This window comes from Capnocytophaga sp. HP1101, from assembly GCF_054772415.1.
In genome coordinates this window covers 223,022-249,047 of the sequence record NZ_BPUU01000009.1, presented here as the reverse complement: position 1 = coordinate 249,047, position 26,026 = coordinate 223,022, and the positions used below count along the sequence as shown (strand labels likewise).

The 26,026-nt window shown below is 38.6% G+C and carries 21 protein-coding genes; 6 read left to right on the top strand and 15 right to left on the bottom strand.

Going from position 1 to position 26,026, the window contains the following annotated elements; genetic code table 11:
- Nucleotides 1-89 precede the first annotated feature (89 nt).
- The 8 genes from RCZ04_RS07070 to RCZ04_RS07035 all read right to left on the bottom strand — a co-directional run bounded on the left by RCZ04_RS07070 (nucleotide 90) and on the right by RCZ04_RS07035 (nucleotide 9,761).
- Nucleotides 90-1,724: an ABC-F family ATP-binding cassette domain-containing protein gene (locus RCZ04_RS07070; RefSeq protein WP_460485311.1), complete on the bottom strand. Its 1,635-nt coding sequence runs from the start codon at nucleotides 1,722-1,724 to the stop codon at nucleotides 90-92.
- Between the two features lie 27 nt (nucleotides 1,725-1,751).
- Complete coding sequence (locus tag RCZ04_RS07065; protein WP_002679046.1) at nucleotides 1,752-2,240, bottom strand: DUF1877 family protein; 489 nt, start codon at nucleotides 2,238-2,240, stop codon at nucleotides 1,752-1,754.
- A gap of 12 nt (nucleotides 2,241-2,252) precedes the next feature.
- On the bottom strand, nucleotides 2,253-3,086 hold the full coding sequence (locus RCZ04_RS07060) for a hypothetical protein (protein ID WP_460485309.1): 834 nt from the start codon (nucleotides 3,084-3,086) through the stop codon (nucleotides 2,253-2,255).
- 185 nt (nucleotides 3,087-3,271) lie between these two features.
- The gene (locus RCZ04_RS07055) at nucleotides 3,272-3,967 is read right to left on the bottom strand and encodes a class I SAM-dependent methyltransferase (protein WP_460485308.1); all 696 of its coding nucleotides are present in this window, start codon (nucleotides 3,965-3,967) and stop codon (nucleotides 3,272-3,274) included.
- Between the two features lie 12 nt (nucleotides 3,968-3,979).
- Nucleotides 3,980-5,257, bottom strand: coding sequence for a 5-methylcytosine restriction system specificity protein McrC (locus RCZ04_RS07050; RefSeq protein WP_460485307.1), 1,278 nt, complete (start codon nucleotides 5,255-5,257; stop codon nucleotides 3,980-3,982).
- Nucleotides 5,258-7,564 (bottom strand): McrB family protein, encoded by a 2,307-nt coding sequence (locus RCZ04_RS07045; RefSeq protein ID WP_460485306.1) that lies wholly within the window; start codon nucleotides 7,562-7,564, stop codon nucleotides 5,258-5,260.
- 96 nt (nucleotides 7,565-7,660) lie between these two features.
- Complete coding sequence (locus tag RCZ04_RS07040; RefSeq protein ID WP_460485305.1) at nucleotides 7,661-8,167, bottom strand: Lrp/AsnC family transcriptional regulator; 507 nt, start codon at nucleotides 8,165-8,167, stop codon at nucleotides 7,661-7,663.
- Between the two features lie 538 nt (nucleotides 8,168-8,705).
- Nucleotides 8,706-9,761 (bottom strand): M14 family metallopeptidase, encoded by a 1,056-nt coding sequence (locus tag RCZ04_RS07035; RefSeq protein WP_460485303.1) that lies wholly within the window; start codon nucleotides 9,759-9,761, stop codon nucleotides 8,706-8,708.
- A 388-nt stretch (nucleotides 9,762-10,149) separates the two neighbouring features.
- On the opposite strand from RCZ04_RS07035, the gene RCZ04_RS07030 reads away from it, so the two are divergent.
- Nucleotides 10,150-10,599: a helix-turn-helix domain-containing protein gene (locus RCZ04_RS07030; RefSeq protein WP_460485302.1), complete on the top strand. Its 450-nt coding sequence runs from the start codon at nucleotides 10,150-10,152 to the stop codon at nucleotides 10,597-10,599.
- 52 nt (nucleotides 10,600-10,651) lie between these two features.
- Nucleotides 10,652-12,070, top strand: a complete 1,419-nt coding sequence (gene mnmE / locus RCZ04_RS07025; RefSeq protein ID WP_460485300.1) for a tRNA modification GTPase — start codon at nucleotides 10,652-10,654, stop codon at nucleotides 12,068-12,070.
- Here the strand turns inward: mnmE and RCZ04_RS07020 are convergent.
- The 7 genes from RCZ04_RS07020 to pyrH form a co-directional block, all read right to left on the bottom strand.
- A complete protein-coding gene (locus RCZ04_RS07020; RefSeq protein WP_460485298.1) occupies nucleotides 12,032-12,502 on the bottom strand; it encodes a hypothetical protein in 471 nt (156 codons plus the stop codon). The two genes, mnmE and RCZ04_RS07020, sit on opposite strands and share 39 nt — an antisense overlap.
- A 3-nt stretch (nucleotides 12,503-12,505) precedes the next feature.
- Nucleotides 12,506-13,066: a hypothetical protein gene (locus RCZ04_RS07015; RefSeq protein ID WP_460485297.1), complete on the bottom strand. Its 561-nt coding sequence runs from the start codon at nucleotides 13,064-13,066 to the stop codon at nucleotides 12,506-12,508.
- Nucleotides 13,067-13,093: 27 nt separating this feature from the next.
- Complete coding sequence (locus RCZ04_RS07010; RefSeq protein ID WP_460485296.1) at nucleotides 13,094-13,852, bottom strand: Mur ligase; 759 nt, start codon at nucleotides 13,850-13,852, stop codon at nucleotides 13,094-13,096.
- A complete protein-coding gene (locus tag RCZ04_RS07005; protein ID WP_460485481.1) occupies nucleotides 13,849-15,591 on the bottom strand; it encodes an alpha-amylase family protein in 1,743 nt (580 codons plus the stop codon). The genes RCZ04_RS07010 and RCZ04_RS07005 overlap by 4 nt, the downstream gene beginning before the upstream one ends.
- Nucleotides 15,592-15,631: 40 nt before the next feature.
- Nucleotides 15,632-16,736 (bottom strand): peptide chain release factor 2 gene (gene prfB / locus RCZ04_RS07000; protein WP_460485294.1). Its coding sequence is split into 2 segments (ribosomal slippage): nucleotides 15,632-16,675 and nucleotides 16,677-16,736, totalling 1,104 coding nucleotides; the frame shifts between segments, so codons are not numbered across the junction.
- Nucleotides 16,737-16,769: 33 nt separating this feature from the next.
- On the bottom strand, nucleotides 16,770-17,324 hold the full coding sequence (gene frr, locus RCZ04_RS06995) for a ribosome-recycling factor (protein WP_460485293.1): 555 nt from the start codon (nucleotides 17,322-17,324) through the stop codon (nucleotides 16,770-16,772).
- 266 nt (nucleotides 17,325-17,590) lie between these two features.
- On the bottom strand, nucleotides 17,591-18,298 hold the full coding sequence (gene pyrH / locus RCZ04_RS06990; protein ID WP_460485292.1) for a uridine monophosphate kinase: 708 nt from the start codon (nucleotides 18,296-18,298) through the stop codon (nucleotides 17,591-17,593).
- A gap of 473 nt (nucleotides 18,299-18,771) precedes the next feature.
- Here pyrH and nagA point away from each other — a divergent pair, with 473 nt between their 5' ends.
- From nagA to mfd, 4 genes are read left to right on the top strand one after another with little or no spacing between them, the layout of a single operon-like run.
- Nucleotides 18,772-19,914, top strand: coding sequence for an N-acetylglucosamine-6-phosphate deacetylase (nagA, locus tag RCZ04_RS06985; RefSeq protein WP_460485290.1), 1,143 nt, complete (start codon nucleotides 18,772-18,774; stop codon nucleotides 19,912-19,914).
- A 28-nt stretch (nucleotides 19,915-19,942) separates the two neighbouring features.
- A complete protein-coding gene (locus tag RCZ04_RS06980) occupies nucleotides 19,943-20,755 on the top strand; it encodes an endonuclease I family protein (RefSeq protein ID WP_460485288.1) in 813 nt (270 codons plus the stop codon).
- Between the two features lie 4 nt (nucleotides 20,756-20,759).
- Nucleotides 20,760-22,661, top strand: a complete 1,902-nt coding sequence (locus RCZ04_RS06975) for a RecQ family ATP-dependent DNA helicase (protein WP_460485287.1) — start codon at nucleotides 20,760-20,762, stop codon at nucleotides 22,659-22,661.
- Nucleotides 22,662-22,702: 41 nt separating this feature from the next.
- Nucleotides 22,703-26,020 (top strand): transcription-repair coupling factor, encoded by a 3,318-nt coding sequence (gene mfd, locus RCZ04_RS06970; RefSeq protein WP_460485285.1) that lies wholly within the window; start codon nucleotides 22,703-22,705, stop codon nucleotides 26,018-26,020.
- The last annotated feature ends 6 nt before the right edge of the window (nucleotides 26,021-26,026 follow it).

The window sequence follows — 26,026 nt, the reverse complement described above, 5'->3', positions numbered from 1 at the left end:
CCTGACAAAGGTCATTTAAATTACCTTTTGTGCTTCGACCTTTGTCAAAGTGCTGTAAAAGTATTACAAAAATGCCTGTGCGGCTCACATTAATTGCCTGTGCGGCTCGCACCGTACATTTTTTCTCTCAGTTCGTGAATGTTTTTGTCGTCCATATACTCATCAAAGGTCATATAGCGGTCTATGATACCACTAGGGGTAAGCTCGATGATACGATTGGCGACGGTTTGTGAAAATTCGTGGTCGTGGGTGGTGAATAACACCGTGCCTTTGAAGTTTTTCAGCGAGTTGTTGAAGGCGGTGATGCTCTCCAAATCCAAGTGGTTGGTGGGTTCGTTGAGCATAAGCACGTTGGCGCGCAACATCATCATACGGCTGAGCATACAGCGCACTTTCTCGCCTCCCGAAAGCACTTTGCAGTTCTTGAGGGCTTCCTCGCCACTGAAAAGCATCTTGCCCAAGAAGCCACGCACGTACACTTCCTCGCGCTCTTCCTCTGTTTTTGCCCATTGGCGCAACCAATCCACCAAAGAAAGGTCTTGAGTGAAGAAATCGGAGTTATCCACGGGCAGATAGGACTGCGAGGTGGTGATGCCCCACGCAAAAGTACCCGTATCGGGCTTGAGATTGTTGTTCAGTATCTCATAGAAGGCAGTGGTGGCGCGTGAATCCTTAGAAATCACGGCTACTTTATCGTCTTTGGCAAGGTTGATGTCTACATTTTGGAACAATACCTGTCCGTCGATAGAAGCAGCGAGGTTTTCCACGTGTAGGATTTGGTCGCCAGCCTCGCGGTCGCGTTCGAAAATGATGGCAGGGTAACGACGAGAGGACGGTTTGATTTCCTCGATATTGAGTTTCTCCAACATCTTCTTACGAGAGGTTGCCTGCTTTGATTTTGCCACGTTGGCACTGAAGCGCGCGATAAATTCCTGTAACTCTTTGGCTTTCTCTTCCGCCTTTTTGTTCTGTTGCGCACGCTGACGGGCTGCCAACTGACTACTTTCGTACCAGAAAGTATAGTTACCCGAATAATGATTGATTTTCCCGAAATCAATATCCGAGATATGAGTACAAACAGCATCGAGGAAGTGGCGGTCGTGGGATACCACAATCACCGTATTGTCATAGTTTGCCAAAAAGTTCTCCAACCAGCCAATGGTCTCAAAGTCAAGGTCGTTCGTAGGCTCGTCCATTATGAGTACATCGGGATTACCAAAAAGTGCTTGCGCGAGAAGTACTCGCACTTTGAGTTTGCCGTCCATTTCGGACATTAGGGTATAGTGCATATCTTCGGTGATGCCCAAGTTGGAGAGCAGGGCGGCGGCATCGCTCTCGGCATTCCAGCCGTTCATCTCATCGAACTGTATTTGTAGCTCACCAATGCGTTCGGCGTGCTCATCGGAATAGTCGGCATAGAGGTCGTCCATCTCTTTTTTGATTTTGGAGAGGACTTTATTGCCCATAATCACCGTGTCGAGCACAGTGTAATCGTCGTAAGCGTAGTGGTCTTGTTCAAGCACCGACATACGCTTGCCCGGTTCGAGGATCACGCGTCCCGAAGTAGGTTCTTGCTTGCCTGAAAGGATTTTGAGGAAGGTAGATTTCCCTGCCCCGTTGGCACCGATGATGCCGTAGCAGTTGCCCTGCGTAAAGGTAACGTTTACCTCGTCAAAAAGGACACGTTTGCCGAATTGTACTGATAAATTGGATACTGATAACATTGTTAATGATTAATGTTTAATGATAAATTAAAGGTCTACGGTAAAAATAGTATTTAGTTGGTTCTTCAAAGCATATTTATAAAAATCTAATACCCCTTTGCTCCAACTCAACAAGTAGTTAAGTTCTTCCTCATTTTTAGTATATGAGTAGTCTGAGGGAATTTTGTCAAAATTCTTTTTGATAATCTCTTGTAGATTATTCTCTTCAAGATAGTCTACAATTTTTTGAATATTATCAAGGTCATTCACAAATATTACACAATCATTATGATCTAATAATAAATAACCTCCAAAAACAATATTAGGAGCTATTCCTTCTTCTTTGTACCAATCACCCTCACAAAGACAATAGTGAATGCCTTCCCACGCTTTATCTATCTGATAACTTTTGGGTGTACCCAAGAGATTTTCTTCAATAGTGTTGAGCATATAAGCATACATCTTGTCATCATCTTGTTCTGCAATAGCATCTACCTGCTCATCACTAAGTGCATAAAAAACGCCTAATCGTGCCATAATATATTTTTATTATTCGTCTCGGTTATATAAAATTGTTAAGTAAGCACTTGCTTCCATATTATCCAAAATAGGTTTCGGATTATAGATAAAAGTTTTGGTTTCTTTTTTAGGATTATTCTCATTCTCTTCAAATACATTTCCTCCCATAGTGGTTTCCAACTTATTGGTGCTCAAATTAAAACTCACTATAGTTTCCTCTCCAGTACTCCTATCAAAACTATTGGTTTCCACTCCAATAAGTTCAAAATGGCTATTCTGGTATCTGAACACATACTCTACATTGGTAATATACCAAGAGCCTGCTGAAAAGAAATATTGAAAATTCAGTCGTAAGGTATTGTTTTTTATGTTTATATCACCTTCCCCTAACGGATCTAATAGAGAAGAATTTTCTTTTGGAGGCTCTATAAACCCTTTATCATTCTTAGCGGCTAATTTGTAAATACCATTTTCCTGTTTGAATAGTACCAAAAGAGCCCTTGGGTTGGTATTCAACGTATCATTATATTCTGTAACACTTATATTATTAGGATTTTCTTGTTCTACAATAAGAGCTGTATCTGTTAAGCCATCTTTGTTGAGATCTCCATCTACTTTCATTATAGCAGACCAATGTTTAGGCACAAAATCTTCCATTTTATTTCCTTGTTCAGGAAAATCAGTCGGATATTCTTCTGTTACTGAGGTAATTGATTCTTCATCTGTTGTTGAAGTAACAAGTTCATTGGTATCAATCACATTAGCATCCTTTTTCTTAGATAAGAAATTACAAGAACTTCCTAATAGGAAAAGAGATAGAATACTAAATAGAAATAAGACTTTTCTAAAAATAATAAATTGCATAGCGATCATATTTTCTGCAAAAGTACACAATATTTGTAAGATATGGAAATAGTTGTGATTCTAAAAGAAAATTATTCTCTTTGTTCTCTCTCTATTTTTCTTACGAAACGCTCTAGTTCTTTGCTTTCATAAAAATCAAAACAACTATAAATGATACTGTTTTGAAGATTTTTATAATCAATAAATTATTTTTCTGCAGTGATTATTAGTGCCATTGATTTTTCCTTATCAAAAGGGTCTTTTTTGAAATTACCATATAAGTTGATGGCTTGAAATCCTATTTGAGTAAGCCATTGGATAAGTTCGTCAGCAAAAATAGGCTGTAATAATTCCTCATTTTCTATAGTATCGTCTAAAATAGTCTTGAAACGAATTTTTCCTTCCTTATTGAGATAGTAAAATCGCTCAAACTTCACCTTATCGTTGGCTATCAGGGGGAGATTACCGAGGTAATCGTCTTGTTGCTGGGCAAAATATTTTTCAAAATTGACCAATTGCAGGACAAGTTTACCCCCTTGGGTGAGTTGTCCATAAGCTTTTTGCAAAAAGAGCTGTACAGAGGCCTTACTATCCAAATGTGGTAGCGTATTACCGGTACAAACAATGTTATCAAAGGTGGAAAGTTCGTCAATAGTAAGCATATTACGTTGTTGTATGTTAACGCCCTTTTCAGCAGCTTTGGCAATCAGTCGCTCACTGAGGTCGATAGCGGTAACTTCGTATCCTTGTGAGCTTAGGTAAGTGGTAAGATTGCCCGTAGCAGCACCTACATCAAGGACAGTATGCCCTCGAAGTTCATCCACAAAAAATGTTTGGTGAGCTGGAGATAGTGGAAAGATAAAGTCGTATTTTTCTGCAATTTCGTTATAGAATTTTGACATAATGATGAATGACTAAAGATTAGTAATTAATGGTATAGAAACACTTAATTTATAGATATTTCTATATTTAGAAATTTCTTTTTTGTTTTCTATGTTCAAACTTTTGTTTTCTTCCAATGAAGGATAAATGATAAGACAATCTATCAATTTATTTTCTTCTATTTTAAACTCATTGTAGACTGCTTCTAAACGTGCATAGCCACTTACTTGGCGGATGTCGTCTATATCTCTGCTATCTTTATAAATAGGTTTATACTTGGCATCAATGACCATTTTGTATTCTGGAGTGTTGAGCAAAAAATCTAATTCGGTATAATCGGCAATAAAATGATAGAGTACCTCTTTCCTACCTCCAAACTGTTCTTGTAGCTTTTTATAGACATATAACTCAAATAGTTTGGGCATATCTATCCAAAAAGGCGGAATAGCTACTTTTTGTTGGGTTGTTTCGGTAATATTATACGAAAAACGCTTTAAGATATGCTTTCCGATGCGAATAGCTTCCTCATATTCTTTGAAAAAAGTATTGGTAGTAAGTTTTTTGAGGTTTTCTATATTAATTTCTTCTGAAATCAACTCAAAATATGGACTACAATAGGTAATCAATTTGCGAATTGATTTGTCATTACCTGCAAAATAATTAGGATGTGTATTCTTAAAGCTGATGATAAACTGCAAGACTTTCTTTAAGAATCTATTTTCGAGGTTATCGTACCCAAACTCCTGATATTGACAAACGTGAGCCGTCAGTTTGTTCTTAAAGACGTTCTGTTTCAGCTGTTTCCCGAGCTGTATTTTGCCTTTGATACGACTCTGAAGGTTTTCCTCCACCTTGTAGTACGATTTTTTGAGTCCTTTGCGGACAATGCGTTTCAGGAGCAAGAGAAATTGCGCCATTAGGAAAGGAGTAAGCGCGTCTTTTTGTTGTTCAATAGCAATGAGAGGTTCTTCCCAATAGATTTTGAGTAGGTCTTGCGTATGCCTTGCCTCTATATCAGCAATATAGATATCGAGGAGCATTTTCAGAAAGTCGATTTCTACTTCCGCCTCTCGGTGATTCATCTTGGGGGTAACATACACATACTCGTCACCCGCTAACCAATCTACCCCTATGTAATAATTGGTTTTGAGGGTAATAGACTCCTCGCTTACCCATAGTGAGAAAGGAAAAACGGCTTCCCCTCTTTCCGTTTTGAACACTCTCACCTGTTTTGTTTTGAGCGCTTCAAACAGAAGAGTGTCCTCTGTGCCAAGGATATGTTCTTTATGCTCAGATAGATGAATCGCCATTTAAACAGTGATTAAGGAGTTTATAGTACTTTCAATATCTTGTCCTACGAGGATACCATCTTTCACGTATTCGAGTAAAATAGGCTTGATTTCGTATTCCCAACGGATATTGATAGGAGTTTTATCGGTAATGAAGTACGAATGACCTAATTGCACGTCCTCTTTTTTGAACTCAGGCGATAGATTGGTATTGAACAAGTTAGTTACTTTAGCAAATAATTCACTTTCAAACTGGTCTCCTAATTCGTTTGTCAGGTCTTTTGGCAAGACATTTACAAAGGCAAAGCGACGGCGAATGGCGTAGTCAATATGCCCTACGGAACGGTCGGCCGTGTTCATCGTACCAATGATGTAGAGATTAGGAGGCAAAATAAGTTGGTTATCCTCCTCTACAGCATACATACTTTCCACGGCTTCCCCACGATATTCTAAGGCATAGATCAATTCCCCGAGCACTGAAGAGAGATTGGCTCGGTTGATTTCGTCAATGATAAGGATGTAGTTTTTAAGAGATATTTTTTCTGTTGTAATAGGAGTATAAGTTTTCTTAAACTCATAGAACTTCTCTACAATTCTTAGAAAATAGGAAGCGTGTTGTCGTGCTTGACCTCCTATACTTGTTAGTTTGGTAACACTTTGCCTATCTTTTACTCCGGACTCTATAATTCGTTTAATTTCTGCATAGTTCATATTTAAGCCTCTGCTGTGAACTTCCCAATTATCGCCTTTGTATTTAAAGCGTTTGTCATCAGCATCAAATAGGTATACCGAATCAGTAAGAGGATATTTATAATCTTCACTTTGCGCCAATTCCTCTTTGATATGGTCAATAAAAGCATTGAAAACGTCTTGTTCTTTCAAAGTTTGGTTGCTTTGCTGAGCCTTATTGTAGTTTTCTAAAGCTTTCTCAGCAAACTCCGCTAACACTTTATTCTCAGCGGTATAGACAATCCCCTCGCCTGTTTCATTAGGCTTAGCAACAATACCCCTTACGAAATCCTCATACGAATAACTGGGGTGAAACTGAATGAGTTTGAACTGTTCATTGCCTTCCAAACTGGCATCTTCCCCTAAACCTAAAAGCTGTTTAGCAATGCGTTTAGCTTCACGAGTTTTACCTGTCCCTGGAGGACCTTGTAGGATGATTTGAGGTTTGTAGTGAAGAAGGTCAATAATCGTAGGTTCAATCGTTTGATTTGTCATATTACTTTCTATTTTTTCAAATTCTTTTTTGTATTTCTTTTCAAAAACATACGCTCTGAAATAGCTATTGTCGTAACTTTTAGGGTAAGTCCCCTTATCAAGTGCTATCTCTTCTTTGATAGCATTCTTAATATCAGAGTAATATGTTTCAATGTGTTGTAGGGTTCCTTGGTAATAAAGAAAAGCATTGTTAGGTCTTTCAAACTCTTCCCTTCTTAGTTTTGGAATATCTACTTCCCTTCCTGTAATAAAAAGAAATTCTTTAGCACTTACACTTAAACAAATTCTCTTTCCTATGTGATAACGAAGTGATTTTTCATCTAATCTAACACTGAATACTTGATTATCGGTGTCTTCCAATGTCAAATCCTCTATAATATTTCCTAATTTATAAAAGAATACTGATGCCCAATGCTTAGGAATCTTATCCAATACATTTCGAAATACTCTTTCTGAAGAACTTGTCATATTCTGGTACACAATATCCTGAGCTAATAGCAAAGGTTCATCAAGACCTTGTGGAATAAAGTTGCTCGTGAGTTGCTGTAATGTCGGATTATTGAGATAAGGTGTAATTTCGGTCAGTAACTCAATATAATGAGCGTATCTGTGTTCTTTTCGAGGAACTTCTCCTAAATACTCACATAACTTAGTATAAATATCCTTTTTATAAAAAGTATGTTCATTAGGAAACTTCATCGTCAGTAAAAAAGAAAGAGTGCGCTCGTCAATTTTTGTACTGAAATTTGTATTACTTTTCTCTTTTAAGTCGTCAATAATATTTTCAATGAAAGTCCTACAGCTTCCTAATTTGCTATAGAAGTCACCAACCCCATAAACAATCTCAAACAATTCCTTTAATTTCGTTGGATAGTTTTCTCCTAACGCTTCCAATATACCAAAAGGGCGATAATCCACTAAATTGTCTCTTTTCCGAAAAGCTTCTTTGAACATTTCGTAAAAATCAGGGGCATTAATATCCCAATGCTGCTCAAAATGTTTTATTGCTTGCCATTTGTACACTTCATTAGGATTAGAAGGTTCTTCTTGCAAAAAGCTGATATAATTACTAATAAGTTCCTGTATTTTTTCTTTCTCATTCATAGTATTTCTTTTTAATGTGACAAAAGTACTAAAATACCTGTATATACAAAAAGAGCTACCTGTTTTTCTCTTAGGTAGCTCTCTTTAAAGAGTATTCTATTTGCTATTTAAATATTCGTGTAAATCCAAATCACTGAAAGCCTTGTAAATCAAACGTCCCTCATCATTAAAAACTTCTTCCATTGATATCATTGTCTCCGAGCGCGCCACACCTTGAATTTCATCTATCATATAAATAATTTCCTTAGCGTGTTTTAGTCCCCTTGCTCTTATTTTGCAAAAAATATTATACTTCCCAGAGGTAATATGCGATTCTGTCACAAACGGAATTGCTTCTAATTGCTCTAAAACATACTCTGCTTGGTGATTGCGCTCCAATAAAACCCCCACATAAGCAATAAAATTATATTTTATTTTTTCATAATCTACTGTAATAGTAGAACCTTTTATAATATTCAACTCTTCTAATTTTCGTATCCGCGCATTCACTGCCCCAGCCGACATATCCAACTCCTTAGCAATATCCACATAAGGCTTTCGGGCATCTTTTATAAGCATATCTAATATCTGAAGGTCAGTTTCGTTTAATCTATATTTTGCCATCTATAATTAAATTTTATGAGTCCATCAATTTTTAAAGCGCAAAGTAACAATATTTTTTTGTATATAACAAATAAAACAATATATTTTTCAGTACAAACTCTGCCAATTTATCAATCACATTTTCTTACTTTCTTGAGAGGAAGTAGGAAGCTTTACCATAACAAATACCAAACATATCAACAAAAGTATTTAAATTCATACCATTTTTCTCTGTTTTATCTTTTCCTTATCTCCCCCTTACCTTCGCTCTTCCTTTGTTTATCGTCTATCTTAGAGCCGATGTAGAGCCGATATAGAGCCGTTGTAGAGTCACTCATTGCTCGTCATTTGTTCGTCTTTGCATCGCTACAATTCCCCCTTTGGAGATAGCCAGCGAGGGCTCACAGCTGGGTATGTGCACAGCGCCAGAGCAGAGTATGTGAATAGGGGAAGGTTACTTTCATTTTTTGTTCGTCTCTTGTTCACTGATAAGTCACAGATTGTTCGTTTATTCTATAAGTCCCCACCTAATTAACCATTCATCATTCATCATTCATCATTAATCTATTTTCAATACCGATAAATCTAAGTGTTTTCTAATGTAATCCTCATCAGTAGCAGAAGTTATAAATTCCGATAAAGTTTCCTCCTTATGTCCGTATTTTTTAGATAGATCACCTATTTCAGCAATATAAGGTACAAATGAGATTTGTTCATTCTCTAAAACTTCCTTATAAAGAATCCCCACATCATTACCACTGTGCGAGTCGTCCCTTAAAATGATATCGTAAAAACATTTGTCATTTTCAGGTATACTGAAGTAATTCTTGTAATTCACATTTGTAACATCATAAAAAGCTATATACTGTAATGCTATAAAAATAGCAATTGCAATATACTCTCTTGTTTGTTCACGATTGTAATCATTAGGGTAATGTCCTGCTTCAAACAAAATAGTAGGAGTACCTAAGTATGTGTATTGATCTCCAGTACAGTTAATGTTAAAACTATCGTCAAAACGTGCAACTTGGTTAGGTATATGGCGTTGTAAAGCGTTATTCATTACAATAATCACTTCCATAGCTTTCTGGCGTACGGCATTAATACTGCGCTCATTGTTATAAGCAGGAGCTAAAAAAGAAACAGTAGCTGGCAGGGAAGTTTGTCCTACACTAAAAATAGTGCGCTGGTCGTGCAGATTGAAACAATAATCAGGTTGCACAAGGTCATAAGCCTTTCGTAAACACTTGCTCTCAGGTTGTGTAAGTTCATTAGCATCGCGGTTAAGGTCTATACCGTTATAATTTACACGTGTAAACACTTCTGCACCATCAGGGTTGAGCATAGGAATGCAGTAGACACTTAATTCTGATAAGAAATCAGCTGTTTTAAGTTCGTTTAAAACGTCGAAAAACGCTTTAGTAGTAGTTGATTCATTACCGTGCATTTGCGACCACATAAGTATCTTTTTATTGCCCTTTCCTACTTGGTATAAATTGATAGGCGTCCCTTTAACTGAAGTCCCTAAAGGTATAATCTCTTCAAAAGGATATTTTTCTAAGAGTGGAGCTATCATCGAATAATTGATATAACGTCCAAAAAGTTGTTTTTCCATCTGTATGTTAATATTGAAAAGCAAAAGTAGTAAATATTAGCTAAAGTACAACTAATAATATAATAAAAGCATAGTATACTCAAGTTAGTACACTTCTACCTATATGAAGTTACAAGTGTAAATTACTGCTAATATAATCTTGTACTTAGTCAAGTTTTACTCTGTTTTACAAAAAGGCTATTAATACTATTTTAGAAGATTATATCCATAAAGGTTTCTCTTATAGATTATTTCTATAATAATATTCTATTGTTCTTTATATAAGTCACTTATATCATTTTCCTAAATAAATACTTTAATATAGTAAAAAATATCTTTGTTTATATTTGTGTATCTCAAAATATTGATTTACATTTGTACATTCTTAATGAAATAAATAACAGTTACAATGTTAAACACGTCAGACTTTGCCATTCGCTTACAACAAGTGATGGACTATTACGGATTAAATGCTGCAGCTTTTGCAGATAGCTTAGAAATTCAGCGTTCAGGAATATCTCACCTATTATCTGAACGTAACAAACCAAGCTTAGATTTTATTTTAAAACTCATCGAGAAATTTCCTGAAGTAGATATGTATTGGATTACACAAGGAAAAGGAAGTTTCCCTCGTAAGGAAGATAAAGAGCTTGCCAGTGCTAAAAAAACACAACAACCAGACCTTTTTAGCGATATTCCTGAAATAGAAATGGAAGCCTCCTCTCCTACTCTACCTCCTATTACGGTTGAAGAAAAGCAAGTTCAGACAAAAATAGCTTCATTACCCAATGATAAGCATATTAAACGAATTATTTTCTTTTATGATGATAATCGCTTTGAGGTTTTTGAAAATTCGTAAATGATAATAATAAAAAAATCACTACATTTGCACCAATTTTCAACAACATAGAATGAAGAAAGAGAATTCGTTATATATAAGCGATACTATTGTAGCTTTAGCAACTGCCTCAGGGGTAGGCGCTATTGCTGTAATTCGCCTATCGGGAAAAGATGCCATAGCTATTGCCGATTCGGTGTTCAAACCTTATAGTGGAAAATCATTAGCTGAAGCTCCCTCCCATACAGTACATTTAGGAACTCTCGAAAGTAAAGACCAAGTAATAGATGAATGTTTAGCTACTATTTTCAAAGGAACTAAATCTTATACAGGAGAACCTGTAGTTGAATTTTCGTGTCACGGAAGTAATTATATTGTAGAGGAAGTTATCAAGCTATGCTTGACAAAAGGAGCTCGTTTAGCCGATGCTGGTGAATTTACTAAACGTGCTTTTCTCAACGGTAAATTAGCGCTCAATCAAGCGGAAGCCGTTGCCGACCTTATTGCTTCTGATAGCCAAGCTTCTCATCAGGTAGCATTACAGCAAATGCGAGGTGGTTTTACTTCTGAAATAGAAGGATTACGACAAGAATTATTGAACTTTACCTCATTAATAGAACTTGAATTAGACTTTTCGGAAGAAGATGTAGAGTTCGCTGATAGAACTCAGTTTAAAGCGCTTTTGAGCACTATTAAAACCACAGTTTTATCTCTTATGCAATCTTTTTCAGTAGGTAACGTACTGAAAAATGGTATTCCTGTGGCTATTGTAGGGAAGCCTAATGCTGGCAAATCTACCTTGTTAAATGCGCTACTGAATGAGGAACGTGCTATTGTATCAGATATCGCAGGTACAACCCGAGATACTATTGAAGAGACACTTCATATAGGTGGCGTTGCTTTCCGGTTTATAGATACCGCAGGTATTCGTGATACTCAAGACCAAATCGAGGCTATAGGTGTACAAAAAGCTAAGGAGAAGATAGAAAAAGCTTCTATTGTGCTTTACTTATTTGATGATAAAAGTAATACAGTTGATGAAATCATCTCTTTTGTAAAAGAAAATTACCGCAAAGAAACTAAATTTGTACTATTACACAACAAAACCGACTTGTCCATAGAAAGTAATATAACTCCTTTTGATAATGAGATTTTGCAATCCTTAAAAGACTATACTGATACACTACTGAGAATATCAGCTAAAGAAGGGAATAATATTTCAGCCCTTAAAGATTTTCTCACTCACTATGCTCAGAGCCTTAATAATACAGGTAAAGCTACTATTATTACTAATATCCGCCATTACGAGGCTCTCCACAATACTTTGCAAAGTATTGAGAGGATAGAAGAAGGTTTACAATTACAACTCTCAGGCGACTTGTTAGCCATTGATATCCGTGAAGCTCTTTATCATTTGGGAACTATCACAGGAGCTGTAAGCAATGAGGAGGTCTTAGGAAACATCTTTTCCCGCTTCTGTATCGGCAAATAAGATATCTTGTTGAGTATTATCCTCTTTCTTCTTATTCTTGATCAATAAATAATAAAAGCAAGTGATAAACCACCCTACCCAAAACAGATAAAACCCTAAATGAAAGCTCAACCTCATCATTTTGTGCGAAGTCGTTGTGAAGTCAATATAAGTAAAGTAAGCTCCTACACCTCCTAAAACAATAAGCAAGAAGGCTAACAACCTACTAAAAGATATACTTACTTTTGTTCTAAACAGTTGTAATACAGCTATAAGTACTAACTGTATTATCAGCAATAGGAGTGCTGTTTTCCACCAAGTTTTAAAAATAGTGTATTCACGGTACATTGTACTTATGCCTATTTTCCCAATAAACGACATTTTAGATATTAAAACCCCAGATATAAGGCTTAATAATGTTTGTACCAAGCTAAGTATAGTTACGTTTTTCATAGCTTATTTCTTTATAATTTTCCAACCGTTTTTCTCATTATACTTTAATTTAAACTTCTGAGTAATAAAGGTTGAATTAGGATAAGGGTCTTTACCAAAATTGTAAAAAGGTGTTTTTTCTTTATCCAGTACTACACTGCAAGTGACTACTTTTTCTGAATTCTTATCAATGGTAACTCCTTTATCATTGAATTTATAAATAATAGTCTTCACATTTGCACTATTTTTATTCTGTTTTACAAGGTAAGGAAGTGCTTCTTTAGTAAGCGTGGGAGTTATCACATATACACTATCCTTTGAAAACCATTTCTTCCTACTTTTCTCACTATTGATATCTATAAGTCCCTCATCTACCAATTCCTGTATGGTAAGTATCAAATCTTTATCTTTGGTACTACTTAATTTCTGCTTATTAGTATTAAATTTCCCTGTTTCAAACAAAGGGTGCTCTTCTAAATAATCAGCAATGAGATCGGTTGCCTCATCTTTACTTATCTGATTACTCGAATTACAAGCTGTAAAAAAGCCTAACGCTAAAACTATGAGTGAAAAATAAAACTTCATATATTTAAATTTTTAATTATTATCTTATCAAATACTCGCCATTGCTTCGTAAAAATCAGCTTCATCTATACCCATATTCTGGCATACCCATTTGGCTGCTTCTATGTAGCTCAGTTGTTCAGCTGTTGTTTGTCCCAAGGGCAATTCTCCTTCAGGAGTAATGAGGTAAAATTCCTCATTATGAGTTTCAAATGCAGGAGTACGATATTCCATCTTGCGAATAGGACTCTCATTGCTTCCTACCAATTTATTTAAAAGTTCGTCTTCTTCATTGTAAATAAGTATTCCTCCTTTGGTTATTCCTTCTATAAATTGTTTGTAAATATCACTACTTTCTTCTACCATATCACTGATAAGAGCTACAGTGGGGTGCAACATAGCCCCTTCTTCATTGCCTTCTATAAGCACAAACTCTGTATCAGTAAAATGTATTTGTTCACCATTAATAGGACTTTCAAAGTAGTAACTTATTGGTTGATTGTAAAAATCCATAGTGTGTAGCACCCTTGCTAACACTTCTTTTCTTCCTTTATTGCCCGCAATCACTACACGTGTTTTATGCTTAAAATACTCATATAGAAAAGCGGTAGGTGATAGAATGTTCAGTCCTAATTGCTGTGCCTGCAACAAGTCGGGGTGAGTAGATGAAAGATGTGGGTCTACCACCACATAATCAATTGTAACCGTCATCTCTTCAGGGAGTGTAGTAATGTGATGCTTTTTGTGTAGTTCAGCCATCAGCGGACGTAAATGCGTACTGGGAGCTACTATAAAGTGAATGTTCATAATGTCAATTTACTAATTTTGAATATCAGTGATTCCAAAGGGGCTATATCTACCCGCATTGTTCCTTTTCCTTGTCTAATATACAAGATGGTTTTCTTTTCTCCATAAAGAATATCAGTAAGCGTATAAGTGCCATCATTTAAGAACCAACTGCCCAATAAGTAAGAAGGCATTTGCAACTCAAAGCCAAAGCCGTGATGCTCACTAAAGTTGCTCACTATCACCCATTGTTCTTCTTCATTGCCTCGTGCAAAGCTATAGACACTATCGTTGTAATAAGCAGTATGATTTCGGTTGTGCAAGTGCAAATCGGTATATGCCCCATTCACTTCTAAGTTTAGTAATCGCTGATAAAAATCGCGTAGGGCGTGTTCAGCTTCTGATAACTGACCGCCGTCAAACTTCTTATTGTTCAACCAGCGTTGGTGTGCAGGCACACCTATATAATCAAAAATAGAAGTGCGCGACGGACTGCCAAAGCCCGCTGCTTCTGCCGCTCTTTCACCTACTTCTTGACCAAAATACAGCATCACTGGCGATTCGCTGATAAGAGTAGAAACCACCATTGCAGGCTTAGCTTTCTCGGCATATCCAGCAAACTCAGGCGAAGCAATACGCTGTTCGTCGTGGTTTTCCAAGAAGTGCAACATACGATGTGTAATATCGGCAAGACTACGTTGTATAGCCACAATAGCATCGGTGCTATGTCCGTGAGCTACAATATTGCGTAGCGTATCGTACAATTGTACCTTGTCGTACAGATAGTCCATCTTGCCTAAGTGCAGATAAGAGCGATATTCATTAGGGTTATACACCTCTGCCAACAGAAAAGCCTCAGGTTTTTGATGTTTGATAGCCGAATTAAGGTAACTCCAAAACTCTACGGGCACCATTTCAGCCATATCATAACGAAAGCCATCTACCCCTTTCCCAAGCCAGTACAAAGCTATATCCTTAAACTTTTTCCAAGTGTCGGGCACTGTTTTTTCAGCCCAAAAACGGTAATGCACTTCAATATCTTCATCTTGAAACCCCGCAGGTAATGCAGGATAATCTTTTGTACCGTCAGGGCGTATGCCGTAGTTCAGTTTTACCGTTTCGTACCAATCATTACGGTCGGGTTTGGAAGCGCGAGCTCCATTGCCTGTCCATTTAGCAGGAAACTCGTGATACTCACCATAAATACCCTCTGGCAACTCAAAAGCCTCGTTAGGGTTGTAATAAAAATTGTTGTTTATGGCATATTGCACCGTAGTATCGTCATCTTCTCCAAAACCGCGTACGCCTGCTGGTTTCGCAATACTCTCATACTTGCGTGCCACGTGGTTAGGCACTATGTCCATAATCACTTTCAGTCCGCATTGATGAGTACGCTTGATAAGTGCTTCCCATTCCTCCAAGCGGTGCGCAGGATCATCGGCAAGGTCAGGGTTTACAGTGTAGTAATCCTTAATAGCGTAAGGCGAGCCCGCCCTTCCTTTCACTACCGCAGGAAAATCGTTACTGATGCCATAAGCGGTATAGTCAGTAGTCAGGGCGTGGTGTAGTACCCCTGTAAACCAAATGTGGGTTATCCCCAGTTTCTTGATTTGCCATAGAACTTCCTCTGTAAAGTCAGAAAACTTGCCTACACCGTTCTCCTCTATCGTACCCCAAGGTTTATTAGTGGTATTAGTATTGCCAAAGAGCCTTGTAAGCACCTGATAAACTACTATTTTATTATCATTCATTACACTTATATTCCAAAAGTATTAACCACTAACCATTAATCATTAACCATTACAAGTCGCCTGTACGGCTTGTACCCATAAGCATTAGGTAGGCTTTGAGGAACTCGTCGAGTTCACCGTTCATTACGCTATCTACATCGGTTGATTCGTAATTGGTACGCACGTCTTTCACGAGTTTGTAAGGATGCATTACGTAATTGCGTATTTGCGAACCCCACTCTATCTTCATCTTGCCTGCCTCTATCTCATCGCGCTTAGCTTGACGTTTTTTAAGCTCTATTTCATAGAGTTGTGATTTGAGCAACTGCAACGCCTTGTTCTTGTTATCCAGCTGACTGCGGGTTTCGGAGTTCTCAATGATAATACCCGTAGGGTGGTGACGCAAGCGCACAGCTGTTTCTACCTTGTTCACATTCTGTCCACCAGCCCCGCTGGAGCGCATCGTCTCAAACGTAATATCCGCAGGGTTGATTTCTATCTCAATAGTATCGTCTGCCAAAGGGTATACGTACACTGAGGCAAACGAGGTGTGGCGTTTGGCATTGCTATCAAAAGGTGAAATACGCACCAAACGGTGCACGCCGTTCTCCCCTTTCAGGTAGCCAAAAGCGTATTCGCCTTCTATCTCAATAGTAACCGTTTTTACCCCAGCCACATCGCCTTCTTGGAAGTTGAGCGTTTTTACCTTATACTTTTGGTTGTTGCACCACATTGTGTACATACGTAGTAGCATCGATGCCCAGTCGCAACTCTCAGTACCGCCCGCACCTGCCGTAATTTGTAGTACAGCACTCATTGCATCGCCCTCATCCGAAAGCATATTGCGGAACTCCAATGCCTCGATGGCGTGGAGAGCTTGGGCGTAGTGCTGGTCTACCTCATCGGCAGTAGCCTCGCCTTCTTTAAAGAAATCGAGCAGTACCTCCACATCTTGGGTAAGGGTTTCAGCTTCTTCGTAGTCTTCCACCCATTTCTTTTTGGCGCGGAGCTCGCGCATCACTTTCTCAGCTTCTTTAGCGTTATCCCAAAAGTCAGGTGCAAAAGTTTTTTCTTCTTCGTTGCTTATTTCAATGCGTTTGGCATCTATGTCAAAGATACCTCCTTAACGCACCCAGGCGATTCACTAAATCCTTAACTTGTTCGTAGTTTGTCATTTCTTATCTCTTACCTCTTATCTCTTACCTGAATTAAACTTTTAGTATTTCTGCTTCTTTAACGGCTAATACTTCTTCTACTTTCTTGATATACTTGTCGGTGAGTTTTTGTACGCGTTCTTCAGCTTCTTTTTTTACATCGTCCGATGCTTCTACCTTTTTAATCTCTTTATTAGCGTCCTGGCGCGCGTTGCGCACACTTATTTTAGCGTCTTCGCCTTCGCCTTTGGCTTGTTTTACGAGTTCGCGACGGCGTTCCTCAGTAAGCGGCGGTACGGTGATAATCACCATTTCGCCATTGTTCATAGGGTTAAAGCCTAAGTTAGCTATCTGGATAGCTTTCTCGATAGGCTGAATCATTTTCTTTTCCCAAGGCTGGATAGAGATAGTACGTGAATCGGGAGCAGATACGTTCGCTACCTGACTAAGCGGTGTTTGCGCTCCGTAGTAATCTACCAATACGCTGCTTACCATTTGTGGACTTGCTTTGCCTGCACGAATATTGGCTAAAGCCTTGTCTAAGTGTTGCAATGCCTCTTGCATCGCCTCATTGGTGGTGTCTAAAATAATATTAATTTCTTCGTTCATACGTGTTTATTTAGTCGTTAGTCATTAGTTTTGTTTGATCGTAATATGAATCAAGAGTTGAAAAATAATTATCACTGATATACAGCGCATTATCTCCTTTGTGTTACATCTCCCCCCTTGAGGGGGGGTGGGGGGATGTTTATAATCAAATAGTTAATTTAACCCTTGATTGGCATTAGTAATTTCTGAATTTTCCTTTGTAGGTTCTTATTCTTTTTATGAAAAGCACATACAAATTGAATAGTGTCTCCATTTATCATTCACCATTAACAATTAACCGTTGTCCCTACATTTTCTCCTGCTACTACTTTGGCAAGATTGCCTTTTTGGTTCATATCGAACACAATAATAGGCAATTTGTTTTCTTGGCTAAGGGTGAAAGCAGTCATATCCATCACTTTAAGGTTCTTTTCCATCACTTCACTAAAAGTAATAGTATCGAACTTTACAGCGGTTTTGTCTTTTTCAGGGTCGGCAGTGTACACACCGTCTACACGAGTACCTTTAAGGATTACATCAGCATTGATTTCAATAGCGCGGAGCACTGCTGCCGAGTCGGTGGTAAAGTAAGGATTTCCCGTTCCCGCACCAAAAATCACTACACGTCCTTTCTCTAAATGGCGTACTGCGCGACGTTTGATAAAAGGCTCAGCAATAGCTTCCATATTAATAGCCGTTTGCAAACGTGTAAAAAGTCCCTCATCTTCCAAGGCACTTTGTAGAGCAAGCGAGTTGATAACAGTAGCCAACATACCCATATAGTCGCCTTGTACCCTGTCCATACCATTGCTGGCACCCGCTACCCCACGAAAGATATTTCCTCCGCCAATCACGATAGCCACTTGTACGCCTTGGTTCACTACCTCTTTAATTTCGGTAGCGTATTCTTTTAAACGCGCGGGGTCAATGCCGTATTGGCGACTACCCATAAGGGCTTCCCCACTGAGTTTGAGTAAAATTCGTTTGTATTTCATATATCGAAAGTATATTTTATCTAAAGAGTCCGTTTTATAACAAACCTTATTTGCTTTGTTATTCTGGGGGCAAAGATAGTGATTAATTAGTAATAAACAAAAACTAACTAACAATAAACTTTATAAAATACATTTTTTCTCCCTCTTATGTTCATTTTGTCACTTTCTTGTCTCCGCTTTTCATTCACCTTGCCTTCGTTCTTTGTTCGTCTTTCCTTCGTTCTTTGTTCGTTGTAGAGCCGATGTAGAGCCGATGTAGAGCCGTTGTAGATCCACTTATTGTTCGTTTATCGTATAAGCTTTGTATAAGCTCTATCCAATTTTCATCATTAACCATTCATCATTAACCATTCATCATTAACCATTCATCATTAACCATTAATCACATTTGTTAATTTATTAATTATTTCGTATCTTTGCAACTCCATTTATCATATAAAGAGTTTTGTAACAGTTTCAATAACTATTATTTAATGAAAATAAGAAGTAAAAAAGTATGGTGTAACAGTCAGTTTTTACCACTAACCTTACATATTGAGGGCGATAAGATCACAAGTATTTCTGATAATGCCCCCTCAGAAAAAGTAGATTATGATTTTGGTGAGGAACGTATCCTCCCTGGTTTTATTGATATACACACCCACGGAGCTTTTGGTTTTGATGCTACTGAGGTAAACGAAGAAGGACTACGCCGTTGGACGAAGCAAATACCCAGCGAAGGAGTAACCGCTTTTTTGCCCACCACTATAGCACAACCCGAAGAAGTATTGCTAAAAGCAGTAGCTAATATCGCCAAAGTGCATAACGAAGGTTATCAAGGTGCTGAAATATTAGGTATCCATTTAGAAGGTCCTTACCTAAACCCCGAGAAGCGTGGGGCACAGCCTTTACATTGTATTCTCTCCCCCGATGTAGCACAGTTCAAGCGTTTTCAGCAAGCGAGTAACAACCTCATCAAGTTGGTAACCCTTGCTTGCGAACAAGATACCAATTATGAACTCACTAAATACTTAGCTAATGAAGGTATTCGGGTGAGTTTAGGACATTCAACCGCTAACTATCACCAGAGCTGTATGGCTTTTGCTAACGGAGCTACCTCTCAAACACACGTGTTCAATGGTATGACAGGTTTTCATCATCGCGAAGGTGGTCAAGTAGGTTTCGCCTTGCGCAATCACAGTGTATATGGTGAGATAGTATGCGACGGTATTCACTCCACTCCTGATGCCCTTCATATCTATTTTGAAGCCAAAGGTCGTGACCACGGCATTATGATAACCGATTCGCTTTACGCCAAAGGCTGTGGTAAAGGCACTTATCAATACGACGGCGAGCCTCTTGAAATTTACGAGGACGGCAGTGCTCACCTTGCTAATGGCACACTCGCAGGTTCTACTTTGCGCATTATTGATGGATTGCGTATTCTCATCGAAGACGCCTTAGTGCCCGTAGAAACAGCTATCAATGCTTGTACTAAAAACCCTGCTGAGATGCTCGGTTTTGGTAACCGCAAGGGTAAACTAAAAGTAGGCTATGATGCCGATTTGGTAGTGATTAGCAAAGAGTATAAGGTGCTTAAAACTTTTACCAAAGGTAACGTAGCTTTCTCTATCTAAGAAATAAATAACTTAAAACTAAAGACATATGAAAAGACTTTACATTTTATTATTCGTAACAGTATTGTTGGCTTGCAAGAACGACGACCAAGCGCAACAGCTCCCTTTTATACCACCAGTGCAACCTCCTACCACGACCACTCCTACCACAGAGGATCCCATTCCTCCTGTTAAAATTACAGTTCCTGAGGAGTTGAAGTCTTACTATAAAGGATTTGATTTTACTAAAACAGGAGAAGCTTTATACAATGATTTGGCATCGCTCACAATTACCAAACACACTAAGTTTTTAAGCTATAACGATCGCCATAAATATCTCTATAAAGCCGATGCCAGTCTTAAAAATCCACAAAATGTAGTGCTCGTTTATACAGATGAGGAACGCTTTTGGAAGGAATATGAAGGTAATAAAGGCTATAGTCCTACGACTTTCAATACCGAACACGTCTACCCTCAGTCTAAGATAGAAAACACTGCTAAAGGAGACCTACATCACCTACGGGTATGTGATAAGAGTGTTAATTCGCGTAGAGGAAACTATCCGTTCACCGAAGGTAAAGGTAATGCTAAACTTAGTAACAGAGCTTGGTATCCAGGTGATGAATGGAAGGGCGATGTAGCCCGAATGGTATTATATTTAAACTTGCGTTATCACGAACCTTTAGATGGCGACATTAGTACCGGAGGTGTTGAATTATTTCTAAAATGGAACGACGAAGACCCTGTTTCTGACCTTGAGCGTCAGCGTAACAATGTAATTCAAGGGGCGCAAGGCAATCGCAATCCATTTATTGATTTTCCTCAATTAGTTCGCCCAGCTTATAAAGGCTATAAGCAATAGTTCTATGGAGAATGAACCTCTGTACATATTAAAGAAGTATTGGGGGTACGATGGTTTTCGCAACTCTCAAGAGGCAGTTATTAACTCGGTATTGTCAGGAAAAGATACCTTAGCCTTATTGCCTACGGGTGGTGGAAAGTCTATTACTTTTCAAGTACCTGCTATGATGAAAGAAGGTATCTGTGTGGTAGTTTCCCCCCTCGTAGCTCTAATGACTGACCAAGTAGAGGCTTTAAAGAATAGGGAAATACGTGCATTATCGTTAGCGGGTGGTCTCCCCTACCCTGAGTTAGAACGTTTACTCAATAACGCCCTCTATGGGCAATATAAATTCTTATACTTATCCCCCGAGCGTTTACAACAAGAATTGGTGCGTACTTATCTCAAAGCAATGCCCATTAACTTAATGGTAATTGATGAGGCTCACTGCGTATCACATTGGGGTAAAGACTTCCGTCCTGCTTATTTACAGTGTAAATGGCTGAAAGAACAATTTTCTAACGTTCCACTATTGGCACTTACCGCTTCAGCTACTCCACAAGTACAGCAAGATATCTTACATCATTTAGGCATAGAGAATGCTACAATCATCAATACCTCTTTAGCACGACCCAATATTGCTTATAAAGTGTATAAGGTTTCTGATAAGTGGCACGAGTTACTACAACTGCTAAGAAAGACTGAAGGAAGTGCTATTGTATACTTGCGCAGTAGGAATGGTTGTGTACAATTAGCAGAGTTATTGAAAAATCACGGTATTTCAGCAGCTTATTTTCACGGAGGTCTTCTTGCCGAAGAGAAGAACCAAAAGCTCAGTATGTGGCTACTGAATGATGTGCGTGTAATGGTAGCTACCAATGCCTTCGGTATGGGAATAGATAAACCCGATGTACGTTTCGTAATTCATTGGGATATACCTCAAACTTTAGAGGACTATTTTCAAGAAGCTGGACGTGCAGGTCGTGATGGTAACCCCGCCGATGCTATTTTATTCTATGGTAAAATCGATGTTGAGAATGCTAATAAACTGCTGAAAGACTACTTGGTAGACATTCCTTTTCTCAAGCTACTTTATGCAAAACTCAATGCTTACTTGCAAATTGCTATAGGTGAAGGGCAAGAAGGAGTATACAGTTTCTTCTTCCCCAACTTCTGGAAGCGTTATCAGCTATCGCCCATAAAGTCTTATAATGGTTTACAGGTCTTAGACCGAATGTCTATTATTTCACTCAACCAACAGTTTTACAAGAAAGTTTCTTTTCATATCACTGTGACTGCTCCTCAACTTATCGCTTATCTGCAAACACATCGTTATTTAAAGAATCTTGTTATCTATCTCATAAGGTCTTACCCTCTTATCTACAGTCAGCCTATAGCTTTGGAGATGGAAAAAATTACTGAACTTACAGAGCTTGACTACCGTGATATTATTGAGAATTTAGAGCGTTTACACAATGATGGAATAGCTATCTTAAAAAATGAATCTTCTGATATTCAAATTATCTTTAATGTGCCTCGTGATGATGATCGCACTATCAATAGTATTTCTAAGAATCTAAAAGAGTATAATCACACCAAACAAACCCTACAAGAAGCTGTATTTCGATATCTTGAAAATGAGGATACTTGTCGCAATACCCAACTCTTGCAATACTTTGGAGAAGAATCTGAAAAGCCTTGTGGGATATGTTCAAATTGTGTAGCTAAACTACCTCCTCCCAAAGTTGATAAAAAAGAGGTTAAAGAAGCCGTTTGGACTCTACTAAAATCCAGACCTATAACTCCTAATGACCTTCTTATTGCTTTGCCTTTCCCTGCAAAGGATATTAATAAAGTATTGGAAGAACTTATGTATATGGAAAAGATAACTTATAACAACTGTAATGAATTAATTGTTAATTGCTAAATTATGTGTACCTTTGCACCTTGTAATTATAATCCCCATTTGTGAAAGAGTTATTACAATTATTCGCTGAAAATAGCACTTACAAAAGTTTATTAACTGAAATTAAAACACATCATAGTACCGTTGCCAATGGCTTGGCAGGGGCTTCTATGTCCTTGCTTATCGCCAACTTGTACAACGCTACTAAGCGTCCGCTATTGGTACTTTTGCCTGATAAAGAGGAAAGTGCTTATGTGCTAAACGACTTAGAAACCTTAGTAGGCGAACAAAAAGTACTCTTTTTCCCTGATAGTTATCGCCGTCCGTATCAAATTGAAGATACGGATAACGCTAATGTGCTACTGCGTGCTGAAGTACTCAATCAGTTGAGCAATAGTGCCCAACCATTAATTGTAGTTTCTTACCCCGAAGCGCTTTTTGAAAAAGTTATTACTCGCAAGCAATTAGAAAAAAACACACTAAAAATCAGCAAAGGCGATGAACTTACTATTGAGTTCCTCAACGAAGTACTTTTCTCCTATAACTTCAACCGCACCGATTTTGTAACTGAACCTGGTGAGTTTTCAGTGCGCGGAGGGATTGTTGATGTATTTTCTTTCTCCAATAATGAGCCTTATCGCATTGAGTTTTTTGGTAATGAGGTAGAGAGTATTCGCACCTTTGATGTGGAAAGCCAACTATCAACCGCTCAACTCTCTCAGGTTACTATTATCCCGAATGTAGAAAACAAAGAAGGTGATGAGGTGCGCCAATCGTTTTTGGAGTATATCAGTAACCAAACGTTGGTGATTGCCAAAGATATGAGCACCTTTCCCGCTAAAATTGATAAGCTCTTCACTAAAGCTACCGACATCTATGAAAAACTCCCCAATGAGGTAAAACGCGCTACCCCCGATGTATTGTATTGCCAAGCGGAAGAATTAGTAAAACAAATGAGTGAGTTCCAACAAGTGAATATAAACGCTCCTCACTCTAAAGCCGAAACATTCCGCATTACCCCACAACCCTCATTCAATAAACAATTTGAGCTGCTCATCGGTTATCTTAACGATAAACACGCTGAAGGTTATCAGAATTATATTCTCTGTGGCACCGAACAACAAGCCAAGCGTTTTCACGACATCTTTGAGGAGATGGAACAAAAAGTGCATTACCAAACGCTATTGCTCTCTTTGCACGCGGGCTTTGTGGATAACGAGCGCAAACTGAATGTCTTTACCGATCATCAGATATTTGAACGTTACTACAAATTCCAACTCAAAAATGGCTATGCCAAAAAACAAGCTATCACGCTCAAAGAGTTGATGCAATTAGAGGTAGGTGACTATGTAACCCACATCGACCACGGCATTGGTAAATTCGCTGGACTGCAGAAAATAGAGGTAGAAGGAAAACAGCAAGAGGCTATCAAACTCATTTATGGCGACCGCGATGTGCTATTTGTAAGCATTCACGCCTTGCACAAAATCACTAAGTACAACGGCAAAGATGGGAAACCTCCTAAAATATACAAACTGGGTTCTGGCGCGTGGAAAGCCTTAAAACAGAAAACTAAAGCTCGTGTAAAGGAAATCGCCTTCAACCTTATTAAGCTATACGCCAAACGCAAAGAAGCTCAAGGATTTGCTTTTGCACACGACAGCTATATGCAGAATGAACTCGAAGCTTCTTTCCTCTATGAAGATACCCCCGACCAAAGCAAAGCAACTGCTGAGGTAAAAGCTGATATGGAGAGCCCTAAACCTATGGATAGATTGGTGTGCGGCGATGTTGGTTTTGGTAAAACCGAAGTAGCCATTAGGGCTGCTTTTAAGGCGGTTGATAATGGCAAACAGGTAGCGGTGCTCGTGCCTACTACAGTACTCGCCTTTCAGCACTTCCAGACGTTTAGTCAGAGAATGAAAGATTTCCCTGTGCGCATTGATTACCTCAATCGCTTCCGTACGGCTAAAGAAAAAAATAATATTTTAGATGAGCTCGCCAAAGGGCAGTTGGACATTATCATCGGTACGCACCAAATTGTAGGTGAGAAGGTAAAATACAAAGATTTAGGCCTGCTAATCGTAGATGAAGAACAGAAATTTGGCGTGGGTGTAAAGGATAAACTCAAAACGCTCAAGGAAAACCTCGATGTACTCACTCTTACAGCTACTCCTATACCTAGAACTTTGCAGTTTAGCTTGATGGCGGCTCGTGATTTATCGGTTATCAATACGCCTCCGCCTAACCGTTACCCCATTGATTCTCAGGTTGTGCCTTTCAATGAAGAGGTGATACGCGATGGGATACGCTATGAGATTCAACGGGGCGGACAAGTGTTCTTTATGCACAACCGTGTGGAGAATATTCAGGAAGTTGCGGGTATGATTCAACGCCTATTGCCCGATGCTCGTGTGGCTATTGGCCACGGACAAATGGACGGCAAGAAATTGGAAGAGACGATGCTCGCCTTTATGGATGGTGCTTATGATGTGTTGGTAGCCACTACTATTATCGAAAGTGGTTTAGATGTGCCTAATGCCAACACTATTTTCATCAATAACGCTCATAACTTTGGATTGTCTGATTTGCACCAAATGCGCGGTCGCGTGGGGCGAAGCAACAAAAAAGCTTTCTGTTATTTCATCACGCCTCCACTCGTGGCTATGAGCGATGATGCCCGCAAACGAATTGAGGCTATTGCTCAGTTTTCCGATTTGGGTAGTGGCTTTAACATTGCTATGAAAGACTTAGAAATTCGTGGTGCTGGCGATTTGTTAGGTGGAGAACAAAGTGGTTTTATCAATGAAATAGGCTTTGAAACCTACCAGAAAATATTACAAGAGGCAATAGTAGAACTCAAAGAAAACGAGTTTTCAGAATTGTATCACACTGCCGAAGAAGATAAAAGCTACCTTAGCGATACTCAAATAGATAGTGATTTTGAATTGCTGTTCCCCGATACCTATATCAATCGCGTGGCAGAGCGTTTGTCGCTTTATAATGAATTGAGCAACCTCACTACCGAAGAAGCTTTACAGCAATACCAAAATAATCTGATTGACCGCTTTGGCAAGTTGCCTCCTCAAGCTATCGACTTGCTCAACAGTGTGCGCGTGAAGTGGATTGCTACTCGTATGGGTATTGAAAAACTCGTGATGAAAAACGGTAAAATGACGGGGTATTTCATTGCCGACCAAAACAGTCCGTTTTACCAAAGTGCTCGTTTCCAAAAGATATTGCTCTTTGTACAACGATACCCCGATAAGTGCCGAATGCAAGAAAAAGAAACCCGCAACGGCTTGCGATTATTGCTGATTTTTGAGAATATCAGCAGTGTGTACCAAGCCTTAAAAGTAATGCAACTATTAGAATCATAACAGTTA

Excerpts from the sequence above, each read along its gene's own strand:
- RCZ04_RS07065 (WP_002679046.1), bottom strand. The coding sequence starts at position 2,240 with ATGGCACGATTAGGCGTTTTTTATGCACTTAGTGATGAGCAGGTAGAT.
- RCZ04_RS07070 (WP_460485311.1), bottom strand. The coding sequence starts at position 1,724 with ATGTTATCAGTATCCAATTTATCAGTACAATTCGGCAAACGTGTCCTT.
- RCZ04_RS06975 (WP_460485287.1), top strand. The coding sequence starts at position 20,760 with ATGGAGAATGAACCTCTGTACATATTAAAGAAGTATTGGGGGTACGAT.
- RCZ04_RS07040 (WP_460485305.1), bottom strand. The coding sequence starts at position 8,167 with ATGGCAAAATATAGATTAAACGAAACTGACCTTCAGATATTAGATATG.
- RCZ04_RS07015 (WP_460485297.1), bottom strand. The coding sequence starts at position 13,066 with ATGAAGTTTTATTTTTCACTCATAGTTTTAGCGTTAGGCTTTTTTACA.
- RCZ04_RS07030 (WP_460485302.1), top strand. The coding sequence starts at position 10,150 with ATGTTAAACACGTCAGACTTTGCCATTCGCTTACAACAAGTGATGGAC.
- RCZ04_RS07045 (WP_460485306.1), bottom strand. The coding sequence starts at position 7,564 with ATGAATGAGAAAGAAAAAATACAGGAACTTATTAGTAATTATATCAGC.
- RCZ04_RS07060 (WP_460485309.1), bottom strand. The coding sequence starts at position 3,086 with ATGCAATTTATTATTTTTAGAAAAGTCTTATTTCTATTTAGTATTCTA.
- frr (WP_460485293.1), bottom strand. The coding sequence starts at position 17,324 with ATGAACGAAGAAATTAATATTATTTTAGACACCACCAATGAGGCGATG.
- RCZ04_RS07055 (WP_460485308.1), bottom strand. The coding sequence starts at position 3,967 with ATGTCAAAATTCTATAACGAAATTGCAGAAAAATACGACTTTATCTTT.
- RCZ04_RS07020 (WP_460485298.1), bottom strand. The coding sequence starts at position 12,502 with ATGAAAAACGTAACTATACTTAGCTTGGTACAAACATTATTAAGCCTT.
- RCZ04_RS07010 (WP_460485296.1), bottom strand. The coding sequence starts at position 13,852 with ATGAACATTCACTTTATAGTAGCTCCCAGTACGCATTTACGTCCGCTG.
- RCZ04_RS07035 (WP_460485303.1), bottom strand. The coding sequence starts at position 9,761 with ATGGAAAAACAACTTTTTGGACGTTATATCAATTATTCGATGATAGCT.
- nagA (WP_460485290.1), top strand. The coding sequence starts at position 18,772 with ATGAAAATAAGAAGTAAAAAAGTATGGTGTAACAGTCAGTTTTTACCA.
- RCZ04_RS07050 (WP_460485307.1), bottom strand. The coding sequence starts at position 5,257 with ATGGCGATTCATCTATCTGAGCATAAAGAACATATCCTTGGCACAGAG.
- mnmE (WP_460485300.1), top strand. The coding sequence starts at position 10,652 with ATGAAGAAAGAGAATTCGTTATATATAAGCGATACTATTGTAGCTTTA.
- pyrH (WP_460485292.1), bottom strand. The coding sequence starts at position 18,298 with ATGAAATACAAACGAATTTTACTCAAACTCAGTGGGGAAGCCCTTATG.
- RCZ04_RS06980 (WP_460485288.1), top strand. The coding sequence starts at position 19,943 with ATGAAAAGACTTTACATTTTATTATTCGTAACAGTATTGTTGGCTTGC.